The organism is Shewanella sp. ENK2, from assembly GCF_043568515.1.
Taxonomy (GTDB): domain Bacteria; phylum Pseudomonadota; class Gammaproteobacteria; order Enterobacterales; family Shewanellaceae; genus Shewanella; species Shewanella japonica.
In genome coordinates, this window is the sequence record NZ_CP171406.1 from 1,735,268 (window position 1) to 1,754,743 (window position 19,476).

16 protein-coding genes and 1 pseudogene are annotated in these 19,476 nt (G+C 42.8%); 2 read left to right on the forward strand and 15 right to left on the reverse strand.

Going from position 1 to position 19,476, the window contains the following annotated elements:
• Window positions 1-111: 111 nt before the first annotated feature.
• The 13 genes and pseudogenes from ACGEDC_RS07685 to ACGEDC_RS07745 all read right to left on the reverse strand — a co-directional run bounded on the left by ACGEDC_RS07685 (window position 112) and on the right by ACGEDC_RS07745 (window position 15,792).
• Window positions 112-1,449, reverse strand: a complete 1,338-nt coding sequence (locus ACGEDC_RS07685) for a coproporphyrinogen III oxidase family protein (RefSeq protein WP_055024173.1) — start codon at window positions 1,447-1,449, stop codon at window positions 112-114.
• 306 nt (window positions 1,450-1,755) lie between these two features.
• Complete coding sequence (locus tag ACGEDC_RS07690) at window positions 1,756-2,745, reverse strand: formate dehydrogenase subunit gamma (RefSeq protein WP_055024172.1); 990 nt, start codon at window positions 2,743-2,745, stop codon at window positions 1,756-1,758.
• A gap of 74 nt (window positions 2,746-2,819) precedes the next feature.
• On the reverse strand, window positions 2,820-3,389 hold the full coding sequence (fdh3B, locus tag ACGEDC_RS07695; protein WP_055024171.1) for a formate dehydrogenase FDH3 subunit beta: 570 nt from the start codon (window positions 3,387-3,389) through the stop codon (window positions 2,820-2,822).
• Between the two features lie 28 nt (window positions 3,390-3,417).
• Entirely contained in the window at window positions 3,418-6,273 is a 2,856-nt protein-coding gene (locus ACGEDC_RS07700) for a molybdopterin-dependent oxidoreductase (RefSeq protein ID WP_055024170.1), read from the reverse strand.
• Between the two features lie 17 nt (window positions 6,274-6,290).
• Window positions 6,291-6,488, reverse strand: a complete 198-nt coding sequence (locus ACGEDC_RS07705) for a twin-arginine translocation signal domain-containing protein (RefSeq protein ID WP_394497468.1) — start codon at window positions 6,486-6,488, stop codon at window positions 6,291-6,293.
• 800 nt (window positions 6,489-7,288) lie between these two features.
• Window positions 7,289-8,299: a formate dehydrogenase subunit gamma gene (locus ACGEDC_RS07710; RefSeq protein WP_055024168.1), complete on the reverse strand. Its 1,011-nt coding sequence runs from the start codon at window positions 8,297-8,299 to the stop codon at window positions 7,289-7,291.
• A 50-nt stretch (window positions 8,300-8,349) separates the two neighbouring features.
• Window positions 8,350-8,946 carry a formate dehydrogenase FDH3 subunit beta gene (gene fdh3B / locus ACGEDC_RS07715; protein ID WP_055024167.1) on the reverse strand — a complete coding sequence of 199 codons (597 nt, stop codon included), beginning with the start codon at window positions 8,944-8,946 and terminating at the stop codon, window positions 8,350-8,352.
• A gap of 26 nt (window positions 8,947-8,972) precedes the next feature.
• Window positions 8,973-11,822: a formate dehydrogenase subunit alpha gene (locus ACGEDC_RS07720; RefSeq protein ID WP_055024166.1), complete on the reverse strand. Its 2,850-nt coding sequence runs from the start codon at window positions 11,820-11,822 to the stop codon at window positions 8,973-8,975.
• A gap of 17 nt (window positions 11,823-11,839) precedes the next feature.
• A complete protein-coding gene (locus ACGEDC_RS07725; protein ID WP_055024165.1) occupies window positions 11,840-12,040 on the reverse strand; it encodes a twin-arginine translocation signal domain-containing protein in 201 nt (66 codons plus the stop codon).
• A gap of 131 nt (window positions 12,041-12,171) precedes the next feature.
• Window positions 12,172-12,861, reverse strand: a complete 690-nt coding sequence (locus tag ACGEDC_RS07730) for a TorD/DmsD family molecular chaperone (protein WP_055024164.1) — start codon at window positions 12,859-12,861, stop codon at window positions 12,172-12,174.
• 10 nt (window positions 12,862-12,871) lie between these two features.
• Window positions 12,872-14,545 carry a 4Fe-4S binding protein gene (locus ACGEDC_RS07735; protein ID WP_080917208.1) on the reverse strand — a complete coding sequence of 558 codons (1,674 nt, stop codon included), beginning with the start codon at window positions 14,543-14,545 and terminating at the stop codon, window positions 12,872-12,874.
• Between the two features lie 165 nt (window positions 14,546-14,710).
• Window positions 14,711-15,327, reverse strand: a pseudogene (locus tag ACGEDC_RS07740) (DUF3306 domain-containing protein).
• Window positions 15,328-15,792 (reverse strand): DUF3305 domain-containing protein, encoded by a 465-nt coding sequence (locus tag ACGEDC_RS07745; protein ID WP_055024161.1) that lies wholly within the window; start codon window positions 15,790-15,792, stop codon window positions 15,328-15,330.
• A 420-nt stretch (window positions 15,793-16,212) separates the two neighbouring features.
• On the opposite strand from ACGEDC_RS07745, the gene ACGEDC_RS07750 reads away from it, so the two are divergent.
• Window positions 16,213-17,061, forward strand: a complete 849-nt coding sequence (locus ACGEDC_RS07750; protein WP_055024160.1) for a formate dehydrogenase accessory sulfurtransferase FdhD — start codon at window positions 16,213-16,215, stop codon at window positions 17,059-17,061.
• Window positions 17,062-17,196: 135 nt separating this feature from the next.
• On the opposite strand, the gene rlmF is transcribed toward ACGEDC_RS07750, so the two are convergent.
• On the reverse strand, window positions 17,197-18,336 hold the full coding sequence (rlmF, locus tag ACGEDC_RS07755; RefSeq protein WP_394497473.1) for a 23S rRNA (adenine(1618)-N(6))-methyltransferase RlmF: 1,140 nt from the start codon (window positions 18,334-18,336) through the stop codon (window positions 17,197-17,199).
• 16 nt (window positions 18,337-18,352) lie between these two features.
• Window positions 18,353-18,754: a flagellar basal body-associated protein FliL gene (locus ACGEDC_RS07760; protein WP_055024158.1), complete on the reverse strand. Its 402-nt coding sequence runs from the start codon at window positions 18,752-18,754 to the stop codon at window positions 18,353-18,355.
• A gap of 78 nt (window positions 18,755-18,832) precedes the next feature.
• On the opposite strand from ACGEDC_RS07760, the gene ACGEDC_RS07765 reads away from it, so the two are divergent.
• Window positions 18,833-19,423 (forward strand): chorismate--pyruvate lyase family protein, encoded by a 591-nt coding sequence (locus ACGEDC_RS07765; RefSeq protein ID WP_394497476.1) that lies wholly within the window; start codon window positions 18,833-18,835, stop codon window positions 19,421-19,423.
• Window positions 19,424-19,476: the final 53 nt, after the last annotated feature.

Consider the following 19,476-nt stretch of genomic DNA (forward strand, 5'->3'; position numbering starts at 1 on the left):
TGAGTGATATCAAAATCAGTATACTGCAAAAACAAAAAAGGCAGTGAAGATTATCACTGCCTTTAATTTCACGATATTTACTAGACGATATCAGCTGACTATAGCGTAAGCTTACATGTCTTCTGGTCTGAGTGGTTTGCGTAATTGTGCACGGACATTATCCATACCAGAGTAAAACTCTTTCATCATCAGCAAGCCCATCATTTTACCATTATCGGTCCAAATCAAATTATCTGGATCGTTCGGGTCATTTTTAATTGCGCCAATCGCTTTCATTGAAGCCATTTCTTTAAACAAGGCAGTGTCTAAATTCACGCCAAAGGTTTCACGGAAATATTTACGTGATAAACGGCCAGAGAACATACCTAATAAGAAGCGATATTGCATGACTTCTTTTTTGCCGTATTGCTTTTGTTGCTCAACGCCCATCAGGCCGTTCTCAACACGTTCTTGATACTTTTTCAGCGAGAAAGTATTCACGTATAAGGTGTCATCCAAGAAGCTGAAAGAGCCTGAACCAACCCCTAAGTACTCATCATAATCAATAACATACTCATCAAAGCCTTCGTTGTTGGCTTTACCAAATGCCCAACCTGAAAGTTGCGTATATTGACCGTTTAAGCTGTTAAGGATTTGACGATATTGACGGGCCATATCACCGTGCGGCGCAGCCAGTTTACCCTTGACGCTTTTACGTGTTTGGTGAGTAATCATCAATGGATAAGTAGTAATTTGGCGTGGGTCTAATTTAGATGCCATATCCAAATCATGCTGGATAATTTCATCTGTTTGACCACGGAAACCGAAAATCAAATCGACATTAATGATAGGGAATAGCTCTTTAGCCGCCATGATTTTATCAAACGTCTGCTGACCAGTACCAAACTTTTCAATTCGGTCTGTCATGGTCAAGATATCATCATTAAAGCTTTGTACACCAATAGACATACGGTCGACTAAGCCTTCTAACTGCTTGAAGCCTTCGCTATCGAGATGCTGAGGATCGGATTCACACGATACCTCTTTAATATTTGGGAATAAGGTTTTTGCATGTTCAATGGTACGTGCTAACTCATCTTCTAATACCGTGGTAGTCCCGCCACCGATATACATAGATTCGAAGTCATAACCTAAGTTTTTCACCATATCCATTTCTTTACGTAAAGAAACAAAATAGCGACGGGCTTTGTCTTCTTTAAATAAGAAACGGTGGAAAGTACAGTAAGAACACAAGGTATGACAAAAAGGCACATGCGCATAGAGCATGTACTTTTTACCTTCAACTGGCTTTGGCATCATTTCAGCAGATACAGTGTCCAATCGTAAATTACGATCAACATAAAACTGCATCACTTTCTCCATCGCACTGATCATCCAGTCTGGCGTGGTAATGTTCGCTTGATAAGGCGACTGAATAATGGTGTCTGATGGTTTAATTATTGATGACATAGCATTTCCTACCTTAAGAATGAGCAGACTCGCAGCTCATAGCTGCAGTGTGAGCAGAATACTCTTAAATCACTGACCTTTGTGTGAACTATCTATAACTTAACGTTGAATAACAAGCCAAGGAGTTAATTTTTACCAAGGAGATCACAGATTAGCACCTGTTAAATAATTAATCACTAATAAACAATATCACTATGTTAATTATAAGAAATATCTATGTTTAAATTTTGTTCTATCAAAGTCAGATACAAAAATACCCTCAAAAGCGATGCCATTGAGGGTATTTTTACTTAAATTCCAAGACAACTAGTCTCTGTATTTAAGCTCGCCTTTTTCTTTGATTTCATCATACCAAAGGTTGTGATGCTGCTTAGCCCACTGCTCATCACAGTAACCAGACACCATACAATCCATACCACCTTCAGACATAGCTGTTGCCATGAAGATGTGAACGATAGAGAAAGCACAGATAATAATTGCACTCACTGAGTGAACAACAAGAGCAAGTAAGCTTAGGTTACGGCTTGGTTCAAATAAGTTCGGGAACAGTAATAACATTCCTGATACTGAGATGAATAGACCAAATAGAGCAAATGCCCAGAACCATAGTTTTTCACCTGCGTTAGCAAAGCCAGCGTCAGGGTGCTTACCTTTAAATGGACCGAAGTTAATGTAACCACCAACAACCATCATCCATTTAATGTCATACATTTTTGGCATTTGGTTTTTAGCCCAAAGAACAACCATTAACGCCCAACCCAACATGAATGGGATAGCCATGTAATCATGGATTTCTTTAGACAAATATACCATGCTAGACCACATTCCTTCACCGATATACGGTTGGAAGAAGAAACGGCCAGCCAATAGCACTAAACCTGTCAAAATCAATAACATACATGGAATAGCACCAAGCCAATGTATTGATACGTCAAATTTAGACCAGCGATACACCATCTTACCGGTGAAACCACCGTGTAATTTTGAAATACCGTTTATTTTGATAAACAGTAAGAAGATGATGATCATACCAAATAGCGCAGCCAATAACGCTGGCGCTAATAAGTCACTACGAAGTTCGAATACACGTAAATCATAAGTATTGATTGGTTGTGCATGGAACTCACTTGTCGATGTGGTACGTCCCTCTACACCGTCTTTAAGCTGTGCCCATAATTGCGCATTGCCATCTTGAACGGTAAGAGATTCTTCACCACTTCCACTAGCGTGTGCGAATGTCATAACACTGAACATCAATGCGATAACAACGCCAATTTGTTTGAACCACTTGTTCATATTACATCCTCTATGCTATGTGATGCCTAGGTTGCCCTAGGCATCATAGCTAAGCTGACTAACACGTCTGGAGATTAACCCCAAACACCTTTGTTAGCTCCGCGGTAAGCAACACGCTCACGGAAGATAGCAGAAACAATTTCTGCATCACCAGCAAGTAGAGACTTAGTTGCACAAAGCTCAGCACACATTGGAAGTTTACCTTCAGCAACACGGTTAGCACCGTACTTCTCACGTTCAGCATGAGAATGATCTTCTTCAGGGCCACCGGCACAGAAAGTACACTTGTCCATCTTGCCACGGCTGCCGAAAGCGCCTGACTGAGGGAACTGTGGAGCACCGAAAGGACATGCATATAAACAGTAACCACAACCGATACAAGTATCTTTGTCGTGAAGCACAATGCCGTCTTCTGTTTTGTAGAAACAGTCTGCTGGACATACTGCCATACAAGGTGCATCACTACAGTGCATACATGCTACTGAGATAGACGCTTCACCACGCTCACCATCATTGATAGTTACTACGCGACGACGTTGAATACCCCACTCTAAAGCAGAGTCGTTTTCGTTTTTACAAGCTGTGACACAACCATTACATTCAATGCAGCGCTTGGTATCACATAAAAATTTCATTGTAGCCATTTGGCAATTCTCCTAGCTTAAGCTGCAATTACGCTTTTTCAATTTGACAAAGCGACGCTTTGGTTTCCTGCATTTGTGTTACAGGGTCATAACCATAGGTCAGTGCAGTGTTAGCTGATTCACCTAGTACGTAAGGAACAGTGCCTTCTGGGTAGTTAGGTGCAAGGCTTTCACCGTGCATTTCACCCGCGAAGTGGTATGGCATCCAAGTAACACCAGGCTTAACGCGTGGAGTAACCATTGCTTTAATCTTGATGCGTCCGCCTTCAGCACCTTCTAACCACACTGTATCGCCATCACGTAGACCACGATCTGCAGCATCAGCAGGGTTGATTTCAACAAACATTTCTTGTTGAAGCTCTGCTAACCAAGGGTTAGAACGAGACTCTTCACCACCACCTTCGTACTCAACAAGACGACCAGATGTTAGCGCAAGTGGGTACTTAGCACTGTTGTCGTTGTCTTGAATTGTTTTGTACAGCGTAGGTAAACGGTGTACTTGCATATCTGCGTATGTTGGATACTTAGATACTAAGTCACGACGAGGCGTGTATAACGGCTCACGGTGAACAGGTACTTGGTCAGGGAATGTCCAAACAATACAACGAGCTTTAGCGTTACCGTAAGGGATACAGCCGTGCTTCATTGCAACGCGTTGGATACCACCAGAGATATCAGTCTTCCAGTTTTTACCTTCAGCGTGAACTTTCTCTTCAGCAGTTAGTTCATCGAACCAGCCAAGCTGTTTAAGCATGTCTGCAGTGAACTCTGGGTAACCATCTGTGATTTCAGCGCCTTTAGAGAAGCTGCCTTCAGCAAGAAGGTTCTTACCTTTGTATTCGATACCGTAGCGTGCACGGAAGTTACCGCCGCCTTCTAACACGTGTTTGTGCGTGTTATATAGGATTTGAGTACCTGGGTGCTTCTGCTCTGGAGTACCCCAACAAGGCCAAGGTAAACCGTAAGTTTCGCCTTTAGCAGGTCCGCCAGCAGCTTCAAGTGTCTTGTTGCTGAACGTGCCCCAGTTTTGAGTGTGCTCTTTGATACGCTCAGGGCTTTGGCCTGACATACCAATTGTCCACATACCGCGGTTAATTTCGCGAGTGATGTCTTCAATAACTAGAATGTCATTTGCATCTTTAGCGATACGCTTAGTGTACTGTTCTGCAAAACCAAGTTTTTGAGATAGACGGTACATGATCTCAAGGTCAGTTTTTGATTCAAATAATGGCTCAACAACTTTTTCACGCCATTGTTGTGAACGACCAGAGTTAGATACTGAACCTTCAGTTTCAAACTGAGTACAAGCTGGAAGCAAGTAAACGCCGTTTTGACGACGGTGCATAACACCAGCCATAGTTGGGAAAGGATCCACAACAACAACAGTGTCCATCTTGTCTAGTGCTTCACGAACATCATCTTGACGAGTTTCAGTGTTAACTGATTGACCCCAGAAGAAGCCCATGCGTACACGGTCTTTTTGCGCTAATTTTTCAGGTGTTTCTAAAACACCGTCATGCCAGCGTGAACAAGGAATACCAGGAGTATTCATTGGCACACGGCCAAGGTATTCATTTTGGTCGAAACGGCTAGAAACCCAATTTCTGTCTAGGTCCCAAACGTTTGTCCAGTGATCCCATGCGCCAGAAGTCAGGCCGTAGTAACCAGGTAAGTTATCAAATAATAAACCTAAGTCAGTTGCGCCTTGAACGTTATCGTGACCACGGAAAATGTTAGTACCGCCGCCTTTAACACCCATGTTACCTAGTGCTAATTGAAGGATACAGTAAGCACGAGTGTTCGCATTACCGACGTGATGCTGAGTACCACCCATACACCAAACAACAGTACCTGGACGGTTATCTGCCATCATTTTCGCAGCTTGGTAAACTTCTTCTTCACTACAACCAGTGATGTCTGCAACTTCTTTCGGTGGGAACTTCTTCACTTCTTCGCGAATAGTTTCCATTTCGAAAACACGTTCTTGGATGAACGCTTTGTCTTCCCAACCGTTTTCGAAGATGTGCCAAAGCATACCGTAGATGAATGGGATATCAGTACCTGGACGCAATGCACAGTGAAGATCTGAATGTGCAGCAGTACGTGAGAAACGAGGGTCAACAACGATAATCTTAGCGTTGTTTTTCTCTTTCGCGATTAAGATATGCTGCATTGCAACTGGATGCGCTTCAGCCGGGTTTGCACCGATGAAGAAGATTGCATTTGCATTCTGGATATCGTTGAAAGAGTTAGTTTGCGCACCGTAGCCCCAAGTGTTAGCAACACCAGCTACCGTGGTAGAGTGACAAATACGTGCAGAGTGGTCTACGTTGTTCGTGCCCCACATTGCCGCAAATTTACGATACATGTAGCAGCCTTCGTTCGAGAACTTAGCACTACCCATAAAGTAAACTGAATCAGGACCTGACTCTTCACGAATATCAAGCATTTTGTCGCCGACTTCGTTGTAAGCTTGTTCCCAAGATAATTTCTTCCACTTGCCATCAACAAGTTTCATTGGGTACTTAAGACGCTTTTCACCGTGACCATGTTCACGTAAAGCAGCACCTTTAGCACAGTGACCACCAGCGTTGAATGGGTGATCGAATGCAGGCTCTTGACCTGTCCAAACGCCATTTTGTACTTCAGCGTATAAACCACAACCAACAGCACATGCAGAACATACAGTACGTTTGATTTCAGTTGGCGCATCATGAGGTACATCATGAGCTTCTGCTCTACGCATCATGCCAGTGCCCATTAGTGAAGCAGCGGCGATACCACCAGTAGCAATACCTGCATTCTTCATAAATTGACGACGGTTGATACCGAGCGACTTGGTAGCAGCTTTAGGAGCTGCGGTAGACTTGCGAGTTAACTTCATCGCTTATTTCTCCTGAATTAGCCGCGTAAGCTATCGTAGTAGCTACGAATATGCGCAGTTTCTTTGTAACCGTTAGAATCTTTCTTGCTAACGTTACTCTCGGTTGCTTGAGCCACACTCACACCAGTTACGGCGATGGCTGCTGATGCAGCGCTACCTATGGTGATGGCTTTCAGCAAAGATCTGCGATTCAGATCAGGCTGTTGCTTCTTCATCTTTACTCCCGGTTTAAATCACACCAACTCTGTGGTTGGTGCCCTTGTAGGCCTTTACGGTCACTAAACACCATTTGTAAACAAATGGTTAACTAAGTAGGCCAGAAAGGTAAAAACACTTCTAAATGAATAATATCCACAAATTTACGTGGCTAATATATAGAGAGATAACGAAGAAAAAATTGATCTAGCACCTGTTCATATTCCAAAAAAAGACACGGAAAGTAGAAAGCGTTAACTAGGTCAAATTTTTATCATGAGCATTATGGAAGACATCTAGAACGGGGTAAAAAATAGCCAACAACAAATGTTAAAAAAATTAACATAGTGACTGATTTATAAAGAAATAATCTCACTTTGGTATTGAGAATTCTTATTATTTACTTATAGCTATTTGAGCTTAAAAGCTTATTCAATAGTATTTTTAGCTATGAAGGAATATGACCAGGTGGAATTGATAAATGTTGATGACATCATTAACAATCACATCACCTTCTCTCTTATTACAACCGATTTTACCGGTGTGAAAAACAAGAGGCTGACAACCAATTAATCCACTATCTTCATCGTCCAGCCAAAACGGTAAACAGGAGCTCCAACACGATGCAGCAACAAGGTAATCAGACTGATTTTTTACAAACAGAAATTGGCAAGATTATTGAGTGAATGACAGGAATAACGACTGACATTATTTACAATTTTGATACGTCAGCAGCTTATTTTATATCAATCCAATAAAAACGCCCCAAAGCAATGTGTCTTTGAGGCGTTTTACTCGCTTAGTTATTTACTAATGAGTTTTAGTCTTGATATTTCAACGTACCGTTGGCTTTAATCTCATCGTACCAAAGGTTGTGATGCTGGATTGCCCAGTTTTCATCACAGTAGCCTGAAATCATAGATTCCAAACCGCCTTCACTTAATGCCGTTGCCATCCAAATATGCACAATCGTAAATGCAATTAAGATCGCCGCGCTCACTCCGTGAACCAGTAACGCAACCATAGACGCTTCACGTGGTAAGTCTAAACCAGGTAGCACTAACATCATGCCAGAAACACTGATAAATAGACCAAAGAAGACTAATGTCCAAAACCACATTTTCTCACCAGCGTTAGCAAAACCACTGTCTGGATGCTTACCTTTAAATGGACCGAAGTTGATATAACCACCTACAACTAAGAACCATTTAATGTCATACATCTTGATGGTTTGTAATGGCATCCACTTAACGATACACATAAGCCAAGACACGATAAATACTGGACCAACCCAATCATGCACTAGCTTACAAAAGGCAATAATACCAGCCCAAATGCTATTACTAACGTACGGTTGAATCGCAAATTTACCCAGTAAAATCACTAAGCCTGTCAGCATTAAGATTAAACACGCAATGGCCATAATCCAATGCAGCCAAATGTCTGCCTTCGACCAGCGCTCGACCATTTTGCCAGAGAAACCTTTGCTTAATCTTGCTGGACCATTAACAAAGTAAAAGATTAAGAAAGCACCAAATACACCCACCAACGCAAGCGCTACTGCTGGTGTAATATACTTATCTCTTAGTAATCTTCCTTCGTTGCCGCCAACATTAATTAGCACCCCAGGTTCGATACCTTGAGCTGTGGTAAAGCCTGAGTCACCGGCCTTAACTGCTCGCCATAAATCTGCTGGGTTTTCTTTCCCTGCCTGCTGCTTACTTGATTGTTCATCTGCCGCTAACGTTGTGGTCGCAAAACCCAACCCCATCACCAGAACTAACAGAGCAAATAAGCTACGCAGTGATTTGTTTAACTGATTGTTTAACATTGTCACTCCTTGCTTGGTTACGGACCACTGTCCGTAACCATTTGCACTGCCTAAACCATATCACCCGTTTTAGGATCGTAGCCCCAAATAGTATTTGGGTTACCACGTTTTGCCATACGTTCACGGTAAATGGTAGATACAATTTCAGCATCACCAGCAAGCAAGGCTTTGGTTGAACAAAGCTCCGCACACATAGGTAATTTGCCTTCAGCAATACGGTTTGCACCGTACTTCTTGCGTTCAGCTTCTGAATGGTTCTCTTCTGGGCCACCGGCACAGAAAGTACACTTATCCATTTTGCCTCGGCTGCCGTATGCAGTCTTTTTAGGGAACTGCGGCGCACCGAAAGGACAAGCATAGAAGCAATAGCCACAACCAATACACGTATCTTTGTCGTGCAAAATTAGACCGTCTTCGGTTTGATAGAAACAATCCGCCGGACAAACGGCCATACAAGGTGCATCGGTACAGTGCATACATGCCACTGAGATTGATGCTTCGCCTGGTTCACCATCATTGATAGTGACCACACGGCGACGTTGAATTCCCCACTCTAGAGCGGAATCGTTTTCGTTCTTACAAGCTGTGACGCAACCGTTACACTCGATGCAGCGTTTGGTGTCACACAAAAATTTCATGACTGCCATAATGGCTTATCTCCTCATCAAGTTAATTAGGCTTTGCTGATCTGACACAAGCTAGACTTAGTCTCTTGCATCTGAGTCACAACATCATAACCATAGGTCATCACGGTATTGGCAGACTCGCCGATAACGTAAGGAACCGTTCCTTCTGGGTAGCTCTTCTCTAGGCTCTTGCCTTCGAATACACCCGCAAAGTGGTATGGCATGAAACACTCACCAGCAATGACTCGTGGAGTCACCATTGCTTTAACTGTGATCTTAGCGCCTTCTGGACTGTGAACGAATACGTCATCACCATCACGTAAGCCGCGATCTGCTGCATCTGCAGGGTTAATCTCAATAAACATTTCTTGCTGTAATTCTGCAAGCCATGGATTTGAGCGGGTTTCTTCACCACCACCTTCATACTCAACTAAACGACCCGTCGTCACTGCCAATGGGAAGTCTTTTGAGAAGTCTTTGTCTTGAATTGTCTTATACAAAGTTGGAAGACGTGCAACCATACGGTCTTCGTAAGTTGGATACTTAGACACTAAGTCACGACGAGGGGTATATAATGGCTCACGGTGAACCGGGATATCATCTGGGAAGTTCCAAACAATACAACGGGCTTTCGCATTACCGTAAGGGATACAACCATGCTTAATCGCAACACGTTGAATACCACCAGAAATATCAGTTTTCCAGTTTTTACCTTCAGCGTGAACTTTCTCTTCGGCGGTTAAATCATCCCACCAGCCAAGCTGTTTAAGCATGTCAGCGGTAAATTCAGGATAACCGTCTTGAATTTCGCTGCCTTTAGAGTATGAGCCTTCAGCAAGAATGTTGTTACCTTCATGCTCAACACCGTAACGTGCACGGAAGTTACCACCACCGTCTTTCACTTCACGGCCCGTGCGGTACAAAATTTGTGTACCAGGGTGCTTCATATCTGCAGTACCCCAACATGGCCAAGGTAAACCGTAAGTTTCACCTTTTGCTGGGCCGCCTGGTGCTTCTAAGCTTTCAATATCGAACGTGCCCCAGTTTTCTTGGTGCATTTTCAAGCGCTCAGGACTTTGACCTGTATAACCAACAGTCCACATACCTTTGTTGAATTCACGAGTCATATCTTCAATCAACGGCTCATCGCCATTCACTTTAATATGCTTACAGAATTCAGCATCGATGCCCCATTTTTTCGCCAGCTTGTACATGATTATGTGATCAGCTTTTGATTCAAATAATGGCTCAATAACTTGAGTACGCCACTGCAGTGAGCGGTTAGATGCAGAAACAGAACCATATGTTTCAAACTGAGTCGCAGCAGGCAGTAGATATACGCCATCTGTACGCTCATGCATAACACCCGCCATGGTTGGGAATGGATCGACAACCACTACCGTATCCATTTTGTTCAATGCTTCACGCACTTCACGACCACGGGTTTCGGTATTGACTGATTGCCCCCAGAAGAATGACATACGAATGTTATCTTTCTGCGCAATCTTAGATTTGTCTTCAAGTACACCATCATGCCAGCGTGAACATGGGATACCCGTCGAAGTCATTGGGTCTTGACCTAAGTGTTGGGCTTGGTCGAAGCGGTTTTTAACCCATTCGTAATCAAGATCCCACACATTACACCAATGCTTCCAAGAACCGGTCTTCAAGCCGTAGTAACCAGGTAAAGTATCGAATAGTAAACCAAAGTCGGTTGCACCTTGTACGTTATCATGACCACGGAAGATGTTAGTACCACCACCTTCAACACCCATGTTGCCTAGCGCTAATTGCAAGATACAGTATGAACGCGTGTTCGCATTACCGACGTGATGCTGAGTACCACCCATACACCAAACCACAGTACCAGGCTTAGTCTCTGCAAGCATTTTAGCCACACGGCGCATTTGCTTTTCAGGTACACCGGCAACATTTTCAACTTCTTGTGGATTCCACTTTTTCACTTCCTCACGGATACGTTCCATACCGTATACACGTTGGTCAATGAATGTTTGGTCTTCCCAACCGTTTTCAAAAATATGCCACAACAAACCATAAATGTAAGGAATATCCGTACCTGGACGGATATGCACGAACTCGTCAGCTTTTGCTGCAGTTCGGGTGAAACGAGGGTCGACTACGATAATTTTCGCGCCGCGCTCTTTACCTTCAAGGATGTGTTGCATTGAAACTGGGTGAGCTTCACAAGGGTTCGAACCGATGAACATCATCGCTTTCGATTTACGAATGTCATTAAATGAGTTCGTTTGCGCACCATAACCCCAAGTGTTTGCAACACCGGCTACAGTGGTAGAGTGACAAATACGTGCAGAGTGGTCGACGTTGTTCGTGCCCCACATTGCCGCTAATTTGCGGTACATATAAGCTTGTTCGTTCGAGAACTTGGCACTACCCATGAAAAATACTGAATCAGGACCTGACTCTTGACGAATATCTAAGGCTTTTTGGCCTACTTCTTCAATCGCTTGTTCCCAAGAAAGTTTTTTCCACTTACCGCCTTCAAGTTTCATTGGATACTTAAGACGCTTTTCACCATGACCATGTTCACGCAGTGCAGCACCTTTAGCACAGTGGCCACCAGCGTTAAATGGATGATCAAATGCAGGCTCTTGACCTGTCCATACACCATTTTGAACTTCAGCATAAATACCACAGCCCACTGAACAGTGAGAACAAATAGTACGTTTTACTTCGGTAGGTGCATCATAAGGTACATCTTTCGCTTCAGCTTTACGCATCATGCCTGCGCCCAGCATTGAGGCTGCAGCAATACCACCTGTTGCCAATGTGGCTGATTTCAAAAACTGGCGACGATTGAGTCCAAGTGCAGGTTTATCTGCGACTTCAACTGTCTCTGTTTTGCGGGTTAATCGCATCACATATTCTCCTTTAATTACTTACTACGTAAGGTGGCGTAGTAACTACGTACATGGTCTGTTTCTCTATAACCATCACTTTTATCCACACTTGATGTGGCTTCTGGTGAGGCAGCTAGAGCTTGTCCGCTAACAGTAGCAACTGCGCCAGCGGCACTACCGACAGCCAATGCTTTAAGCATTTGACGACGATCCATGACGGAAGCTTGCTTCTTCATAGTCTCTCCTTAATGTAACGCTAAAATAAAAGGGTCTTGTTTACCCTAGATTAAGTGGGAGTCTCCTCCCGTTTCGGTCTACGCCACTGACAATGTCAGTGGCGTAAATCTTTGCCCCATCAATCACGAAATTAAGATGCTAATTCGTTTGTTGAAGGTTCAATTTTCTCTGCTGACTCAGCGGCTTTAGCTTCAGCCTCACTGCCTGGGCAGTTCACTGGAATATCTAAGCTAAGCTGTTCAAACTCATTAGCTTCAATTTCAAAAAAGGCTTTTGCCAGTTTTGCTACTGGTGCGTAAAAGGCTGCACTGGGAGTTTGTTCTAATGTGTCGCAAAAACGCGCAATCCAACTGCCAATATGGCGTTGGTAGAAAGCTAACTGACGGTAACCAGGAGCCTCTAGAATTAATGTACCCATGACTTCACATAATGCAGCCACATGATCTTCTGGCTCTTTTACTTCGTCTTCACGAGCAAAACCTAATTGCAGTAAATCTTGACGTAAAAGGGCTAATGGCTTGTCCATTAGTGAGCCTGTCATAAACCAGCTTGCGTATGGCAATACTTCACCACGACCCACGCCGTAGAAAATATTGAAGTATTCTTGCTCAAGCTCTTCAGCGGTATACTTGGTCGCAGCTTCTTTCAAGCCAAGCCAAGCCGCTGTCATGTCATTGTCTTCTTCAGCATCAACTTCAAGCTCAGCTAAAAATGCGAGCAACTCGGCGTTAGGCTCGCGACGTAACAAGGCTGCCAATATTTGGTAAATATCTGCCCGTAGCTGATCGTTTTCTGAAATTTCTCTAACTAATTCGGTCATATCTGATCTCTTATCGAAGTTGCTTCTCTGGGTCTTCAAGAATGTCTTCAAACATATCTTTTACGCGGCAATCACCACACATTTTTAAACGCTCAACATTGGCATTAAATGCAGAGTGTCCACCAATCATATCTATCATTCTGTGTACCATTGACTGTGTGGCAAATGCGGTACCACAGCGAATACACTCAAATGGTGGTTCTTCTTTTAATGTTTGGCGTTGCTGACGTGAGGCTTGGTCTAAGTTGATTTGCGAAGTAATGCTAATCACATTTTCAGGACAAGATGTTTCACATAAACCACATTGAACACAGTCTTGCTCAACGAAATGTAATGCAGGTTTATCACCACCATCCGTTAAAGCTTGAGTTGGACATGTCGCCACACAAGACATACACAAGGTACATTTGTCAGCATTCACTTCCACTTTGCCGTATGGCACATTACTCATTGAAATACAGGTATCGCTTGCTGCAGCTTGCTGATTCAAATGATCCACTGCGGCGTATAACGTTTCACGCTTAGTTGTTGGCGTAAATGCTGCTGGTACCGTTAGTGGCCAGTCTAAGCTAATCGCTAATTTATCATTCAGCGCAGAAAGCATACTCGGGTCAATTAAGCTGATGCGTTGAGGCTGGCCCATTTCATCTAAAATGGTATTAGCAAGCGACAATTCACCGTTTAACATCTGCGTTAATGTTGGTGCAGTTGCGTCAGTGTTAAGAATCAACACTTGGCGAGCGCCCCAAGCAAGTGATGACATCCAATGGTCGATGCTAGCAACTGTAATTTCTTCTAACTCAACAGGGATAATGTCCCCGACTAAATCAGCTGTAATCAGCTCAGCACCAACACCACTGTCATGGAATAAAATCACTGGAGCAGCTTGGGCTTGCTCAAGGTAGCGGCTGATCAGTTTTTGAATGTAACTATGGAGAGCTTGTGGCGTAGGTAAATCAAAAGCGATGGCCCCTGTAGGACATGCGTTGGTACAACTACCCGCACCATGACACAAGTAAGGGTCAATTTCGATTTTGTCTTCAATGCTACTAATAGCATCTGCTGGGCAGAAGTTTAAACAGCGATTACAACCATTAACGCCATTGCGATTGTGGGCACAAATATCACTGTTAACTTTGACATAGCGTGGCTTATCAAACTCACCAACTAAATCAGGAATTTGTGTTAATGCATCAGCAAGCTTCTCTGCATCCTGACCTACGTAAAAATAACCTGGTGGCAGCATTTCAAGGTTCAAACATGGCGCCATGCTTAAATCTAAAACGATATCAAAATGTGGTTTACGAATAGCAACAAGGCTAAGTTCAGCAGCTTTGCTGTCTTGGCCTTCGCTTTCTACCGTCACTTGGAATTGGCCTAAAAAGCCTTTTACTGAGATAAGTTTGTTGTAATAGCTTTCACTATTAACTGCTGCATTCATTACTGCTTCAAGATGTGCTTCATCTTGGCTAGTAATGGCTTCATTTGCCAAAATGACGACATTCGCCATATTGGACAATTTGTCTGCAGCTAATCGAGCCAGATCTTCTGGGCCGATAACCAGCACATTTCCTTCAGTAGTATAACTGACGGTAGGTGGAATCAAGTTTTGAATAACTTGAGTCTGTGCTAATACCTGCTGGCGAACTTGTTGCAGTTCAAGCGGGGTTTGACTATTGCTCACATTGCATTCCTGAACAGTTTTCAACGTTCGATGGACTTACTTAGCACTGTATTCCTTTCATCATTAACTCTTTCATCAAGCGAGTTAATCACTTCTGCTAAAAACAATAAGTACGACATCTACCACGTTAAAATAGTGGACATTAAATTATCGACGTTTTCTGACCTAAACTTGGCGCTGAGGCGATATCTCTGCCTCTGAAGCCATAACCAGATCATCACTCTGGTTAGTCGGGTCAGTCTTCGCGACTAATTCACTCTTTTCACTTAATACTTCTTGCGGGGCATCAGTTGCATCACCAACTGTGTCATCTCCCTCGCTTGCTAGTAACGCTTCATCTTCAGCTTTGTCTTCATCTTTCATGACGTTGCGGAAAACTTTTTCGCCAACTCAGCTGAAACGTCAGGGCTCAACTTAGGTTGGTTACTGTAATCAAGGGCATACTCAAGTAGGCCATCAATTTCGTTATACTGTGGTTGTTTCCATAAAGCCTTTAAGGCTGCAGATTTTGCAGCAGGAGAAACATTCGCTCCCATAAACGATGCAAAACTACCACCAACCTCGATTTTTTCTGGATCAGGTAAATCTTCAGCTTCAAGAATTTTTTCTGGTTCAGCCGTCTCAACAGTGTGCGCATCAACTGTTTCAGTGTCACCTTCAGGGCTTACCTGCTCAGTTTCAGTTGCCTGTGTTTTTGCTGCTAAATCAGCAGCAGCTTCAGCTTCAACCTGCTCACGACGCTCAGTCCAGCGAGAGAAAAATCCTCTTGGTTTATCGCTCATTTAGTGGCTCCGAAGGTGATTTGTGCTTGGGCCTTGATCCTTGCGGCGATTCACATGTTTACGGCGCTTAGCTGAAATCTCAACTTCTCCATGACGCGTTATAAAAGCTTCAACCCAACAAGCCAGCGCTTCTGGCATTGGGATATTTAATACCGGTGTTTCAGACTCTAAACAGCCTGCTGCGACGTTTTGGTCACAAGATATTGAAGTCGGAATTAACGTCCCGTCATCCAGCTCATCACAAACGATGTATAACATGGTGTTATCCATATCGAGATTGATGCGGTAACTACCGCGCTCATCTTTGTGCAGCTCAAATAACACCAGCGTTGCTCCTTCTGGTGCCTGATGAGAAGCAGGGACGATTTGATCGACCTCCCACGTCACCGACGGCCAGCGACCAACCATTTTTTCCACTTTTTTCAGTGAAACGTAAATAGGCCAAACATTTTCAGTATGTTGCATAAAAGCTTTGCCTTATGAAATCAGAAAACAACAAGAAACAAACAAATAACCAATAAATACATAATGTTATTTAACAACCTTATGACTTTGAATACTGGGGTTATTAGGTTTTGTTTCCTTTATGCGTATAGTGCTGCAAAAATAGTGCCAGAAGGATTGATTACTAAAGTTTGACCTAGATCGCTAATTCCACTTTAAGAGTAGGACAATTTGTCCATATTGCTAATTTTAATAGGACATAAGGCTACGTTAATTAGCTATCACTGATAAACATTGGTGTTAGATCACGCATTTACAATCTACTTACTATTGGAGGTATAAAAGTTGCTATGCTGATAGGCAGTTAGTTTTAATCACGATTTTCGTCTTAAATACCGACATTATTGGTATCAGATGACACAGTCAGAGGCCGCTACGTAAATGACCCAAACCAATGCCACAGCAAAAGCCCCACTTAAACTTGTTAAAACCCAAGCCGAAGTCCCACTGACTTTGCCAGTAAAAGCAATCAATGAACTGGGCGAAAGTATTGATAAGTTTGTCGCCTGTGAAAGACCCTTAACTGTGTACCTCAACTGGCAACCCATTGTGACCTTAATGACACTGGGAGCTAAGCCTGAATCATTAGCATTGGGATACTTAAAAAACCAAGGTTTTGTGAGCGATGCCAGCTTGTTAGAGTCAATTATTGTTGATTGGGACGTCAATTCCGCGGCTATTTTAACCGCTGAAAAAACAGCAGATTTAGAAGAAAAACTATCAGAAAAAACCGTCACATCGGGGTGTGGTCAAGGCACGGTTTATGGTGGCTTTATGCAAGGGCTTGATGATATTAACTTGCCGACACCTCAGCTTAAACAGTCAGTATTGTATAGCTTACTTAAAAACATTAACGCCTATAACGAGACTTACAAAAATGCCGGTGCTGTTCATGGCTGTGGTATTTGCCAAGATGACCAAATTCAAGCATTTATCGAAGATGTAGGCCGTCATAATGCGGTTGATACACTCGCTGGCGATATGTGGTTAGCAGGTGAAAATGGCAACGATAAGATTTTTTATACCACTGGCCGTCTAACTTCAGAAATGGTGATCAAAGTGGCTAAGATGGGGATTCCGGTTCTGCTTTCTCGCAGTGGGGTTACACAGATGGGACTCGAATTAGCACAAAAAATGGGTATTACCATTATCGCACGTGCTAAAGGTCGTCATTTCTTGGTCTACCATGGCGCGGAAAACATCGAATTTGATGCCAATAAAGCCAAGTAATTCGCTGTGATGAGATAGGCCTATATTTAACGACTATTGGCCTAGCTCTTTTAAGCATTTCTATTAAACAGCTCTGTTAAAGAGTGGCCCTTATTGATAACAAGCTCGCAATGGGCTTGTTATCGATTAAACAACTCACTTCATATCGCGAAATTTAGCCCACTGCTCACGCTGCTTTTCGGTTAAAAAACTCCATGCAAGTACGCGAGTAATCTTGTTTCCCTGCTGCATCTCAATGGTTTTAACCGTATCTACTGACAATTTATCGAGTAAGGCATAACACGGTTTTAAGTTTTCAGATTTAGAAATTAACGAACTAAACCATAAACATTGAGTTCCAAATTGTTGGCTTTCTTTAATCATATTAGCCAAAAACTGTTGCTCGCCACCTTCGCACCATAACTCAGCTTTTTGTCCGCCAAAGTTCAGCGAAGGGTCTGTTTTAGATGACTCAACACCAGCTTTACCTTGATAGAGGTTCGATTTCATTCTCTTGGCGCGATTTGCTGCGAGGTTAGCATTTTTCTTGATGCTGCCCTTAGTCGCGTCTTCAAGTGAGCGATGAAACGGCGGGTTACACATAGTCAGATCAAACCGTTCATCAGCTTTGATAATGCCTGAAAAAATGGCACTCGGGTTAGCTTGTAAACGTAATGATAACTTTGAGGTTAGTGACTTATTTTGTTCAGCAATTTTAGCCACATTACTAATGGAGATAGGGTCTATATCACTGGCAACAAACTGCCAGCCATATGACTGGATACCTAATAACGGATAAATACCATTGGCACCCGTTCCAATATCTAACGCTGTCACCTTGGCACCTTTTGGCACCTTGCCGTTGACACTTAATAAATCCGCAATGTAATGCAAATAATCAACACGACCTGGCACAGGTGGACACAAAAAACCTTCAGGAATATCCCAGTGTTCAATGTCATAATCCAGCTTTAATATCGCAGCATTGAGACTCTTTACTGCTTCAGGATCTGCAAAGTCTATTGATAAATTTCCATAAGGATTAGTTTTAACAAAGTGGGACAATTTGGGACACTTTTTAATAAGTGATTCAAAATCATAGCCTTGCAAATGTTTATTTCGAGGATGTAATGCTTTAGGTTGCAATCGCCCAGTGGTGAGCTTCTGCTGCGACTTTTTGCTGTGCTTATTGATCGATTTGGTCTGTCGGCGTTGACTCTTGACTGGCTTGTTATCAAGTTTAGCGTTTTTCGAATGCTTTGCTGCGCCTTTAGAAGGCGCCTTAGGTGCTGTCACAGATTCAGGGCTCTATTTAATCGTACAAATACTTGGTAAACAGTAAATTCACTACTAATTCACTACCCGTTTCTTCTGCGAGGAGCCTATTAACCGTTTCATAGCACTCACGGCGAATGTCTTCACGACCAGTGAGTGACTTCACTTTATCTTCGGCTTGATTACCTAGCACTTCAACAATGGCTGAGCGTAATAAAGGGTCATGATGTTCAATTAGCAATAAATGGTCAGGATCTTTCACCATCAATTCGACACCGATTTTAACAAAACCTAACTTCTTACGATTAGAAATATAGTTAGTGACAATATCAGGTTCAAAACCATAATAAGCAAAATTTTCTAAGGCCTTTTCATCTGCGCTTTGCACATTCATTGAAAATATCAGTGAAAGAAAAATTGCGTATACGTACTTTGCCATCGTTAATCAAACTCCATTATTGATATAAGCGTTGTCGTGATAAACTGCACCCGTTTTGTAAATTTTAACGAGTAATGAATGACAGTAACCAGCTTAAGCTTTCCATACGGTGAATCTATTCAATGGTTTTCACCTGAGAACTTCCATTCTATGCCAAAAACAGCTTTAAAAGAATGGTTACTTGCCACTGGCAGTTTAACTCAAAAATTAAAAAGCTGTTGCCAAGATTTTGAAGTAAAGGTGTTAGGCGAACATCTGACGAACCCTTTAGCAGGTGAATGCCCTAATCAAAGCCGAGTATGGGTCAGAGAAGTGCTACTTTGCCTTGATGGTAAACCTTGGGTATTTGCACGCACGTTAATTCCAGAGAGCCTTACAGAACATCAGCAACATAACTTTAAACGTTTAGGCTCTAGGCCGCTTGGTGAGTTACTTTTTTCGAGTAATGATATTGTGCCAGGCAAAATCGAAGTGGCTGAATTCGAGAGCTGTAGTAAGCTAGCACAACTCGCGACGAGTTTATCTCAAGCTGTATCGGAGCCATTATGGGGACGCCGTCGCTACTTTACTTTGGCGGATCAGCAAATCATTGTGAGCGAAATATTTCTCCCTGCCGCAGTAAAAATTATCAATAGTGAATTAGCACCTTCAATGGCTGGCACGGACTGATAAATCGTTTTATTTACAACTAAAAAAGGCATGGTAAACACCATGCCTTTTAT

Bases quoted from the DNA above. Each gene is read 5' to 3' on its own strand.
- ACGEDC_RS07685 (WP_055024173.1), bottom strand. From the start codon at position 1,449: ATGTCATCAATAATTAAACCATCAGACACCATTATTCAGTCGCCTTAT.
- ACGEDC_RS07690 (WP_055024172.1), bottom strand. From the start codon at position 2,745: ATGAACAAGTGGTTCAAACAAATTGGCGTTGTTATCGCATTGATGTTC.
- fdh3B (WP_055024171.1), bottom strand. From the start codon at position 3,389: ATGGCTACAATGAAATTTTTATGTGATACCAAGCGCTGCATTGAATGT.
- ACGEDC_RS07700 (WP_055024170.1), bottom strand. From the start codon at position 6,273: ATGAAGTTAACTCGCAAGTCTACCGCAGCTCCTAAAGCTGCTACCAAG.
- ACGEDC_RS07705 (WP_394497468.1), bottom strand. From the start codon at position 6,488: ATGAAGAAGCAACAGCCTGATCTGAATCGCAGATCTTTGCTGAAAGCC.
- ACGEDC_RS07710 (WP_055024168.1), bottom strand. From the start codon at position 8,299: ATGTTAAACAATCAGTTAAACAAATCACTGCGTAGCTTATTTGCTCTG.
- fdh3B (WP_055024167.1), bottom strand. From the start codon at position 8,946: ATGGCAGTCATGAAATTTTTGTGTGACACCAAACGCTGCATCGAGTGT.
- ACGEDC_RS07720 (WP_055024166.1), bottom strand. From the start codon at position 11,822: ATGCGATTAACCCGCAAAACAGAGACAGTTGAAGTCGCAGATAAACCT.
- ACGEDC_RS07725 (WP_055024165.1), bottom strand. From the start codon at position 12,040: ATGAAGAAGCAAGCTTCCGTCATGGATCGTCGTCAAATGCTTAAAGCA.
- ACGEDC_RS07730 (WP_055024164.1), bottom strand. From the start codon at position 12,861: ATGACCGAATTAGTTAGAGAAATTTCAGAAAACGATCAGCTACGGGCA.
- ACGEDC_RS07745 (WP_055024161.1), bottom strand. From the start codon at position 15,792: ATGCAACATACTGAAAATGTTTGGCCTATTTACGTTTCACTGAAAAAA.
- ACGEDC_RS07750 (WP_055024160.1), top strand. From the start codon at position 16,213: ATGACCCAAACCAATGCCACAGCAAAAGCCCCACTTAAACTTGTTAAA.
- ACGEDC_RS07760 (WP_055024158.1), bottom strand. From the start codon at position 18,754: ATGGCAAAGTACGTATACGCAATTTTTCTTTCACTGATATTTTCAATG.
- ACGEDC_RS07765 (WP_394497476.1), top strand. From the start codon at position 18,833: ATGACAGTAACCAGCTTAAGCTTTCCATACGGTGAATCTATTCAATGG.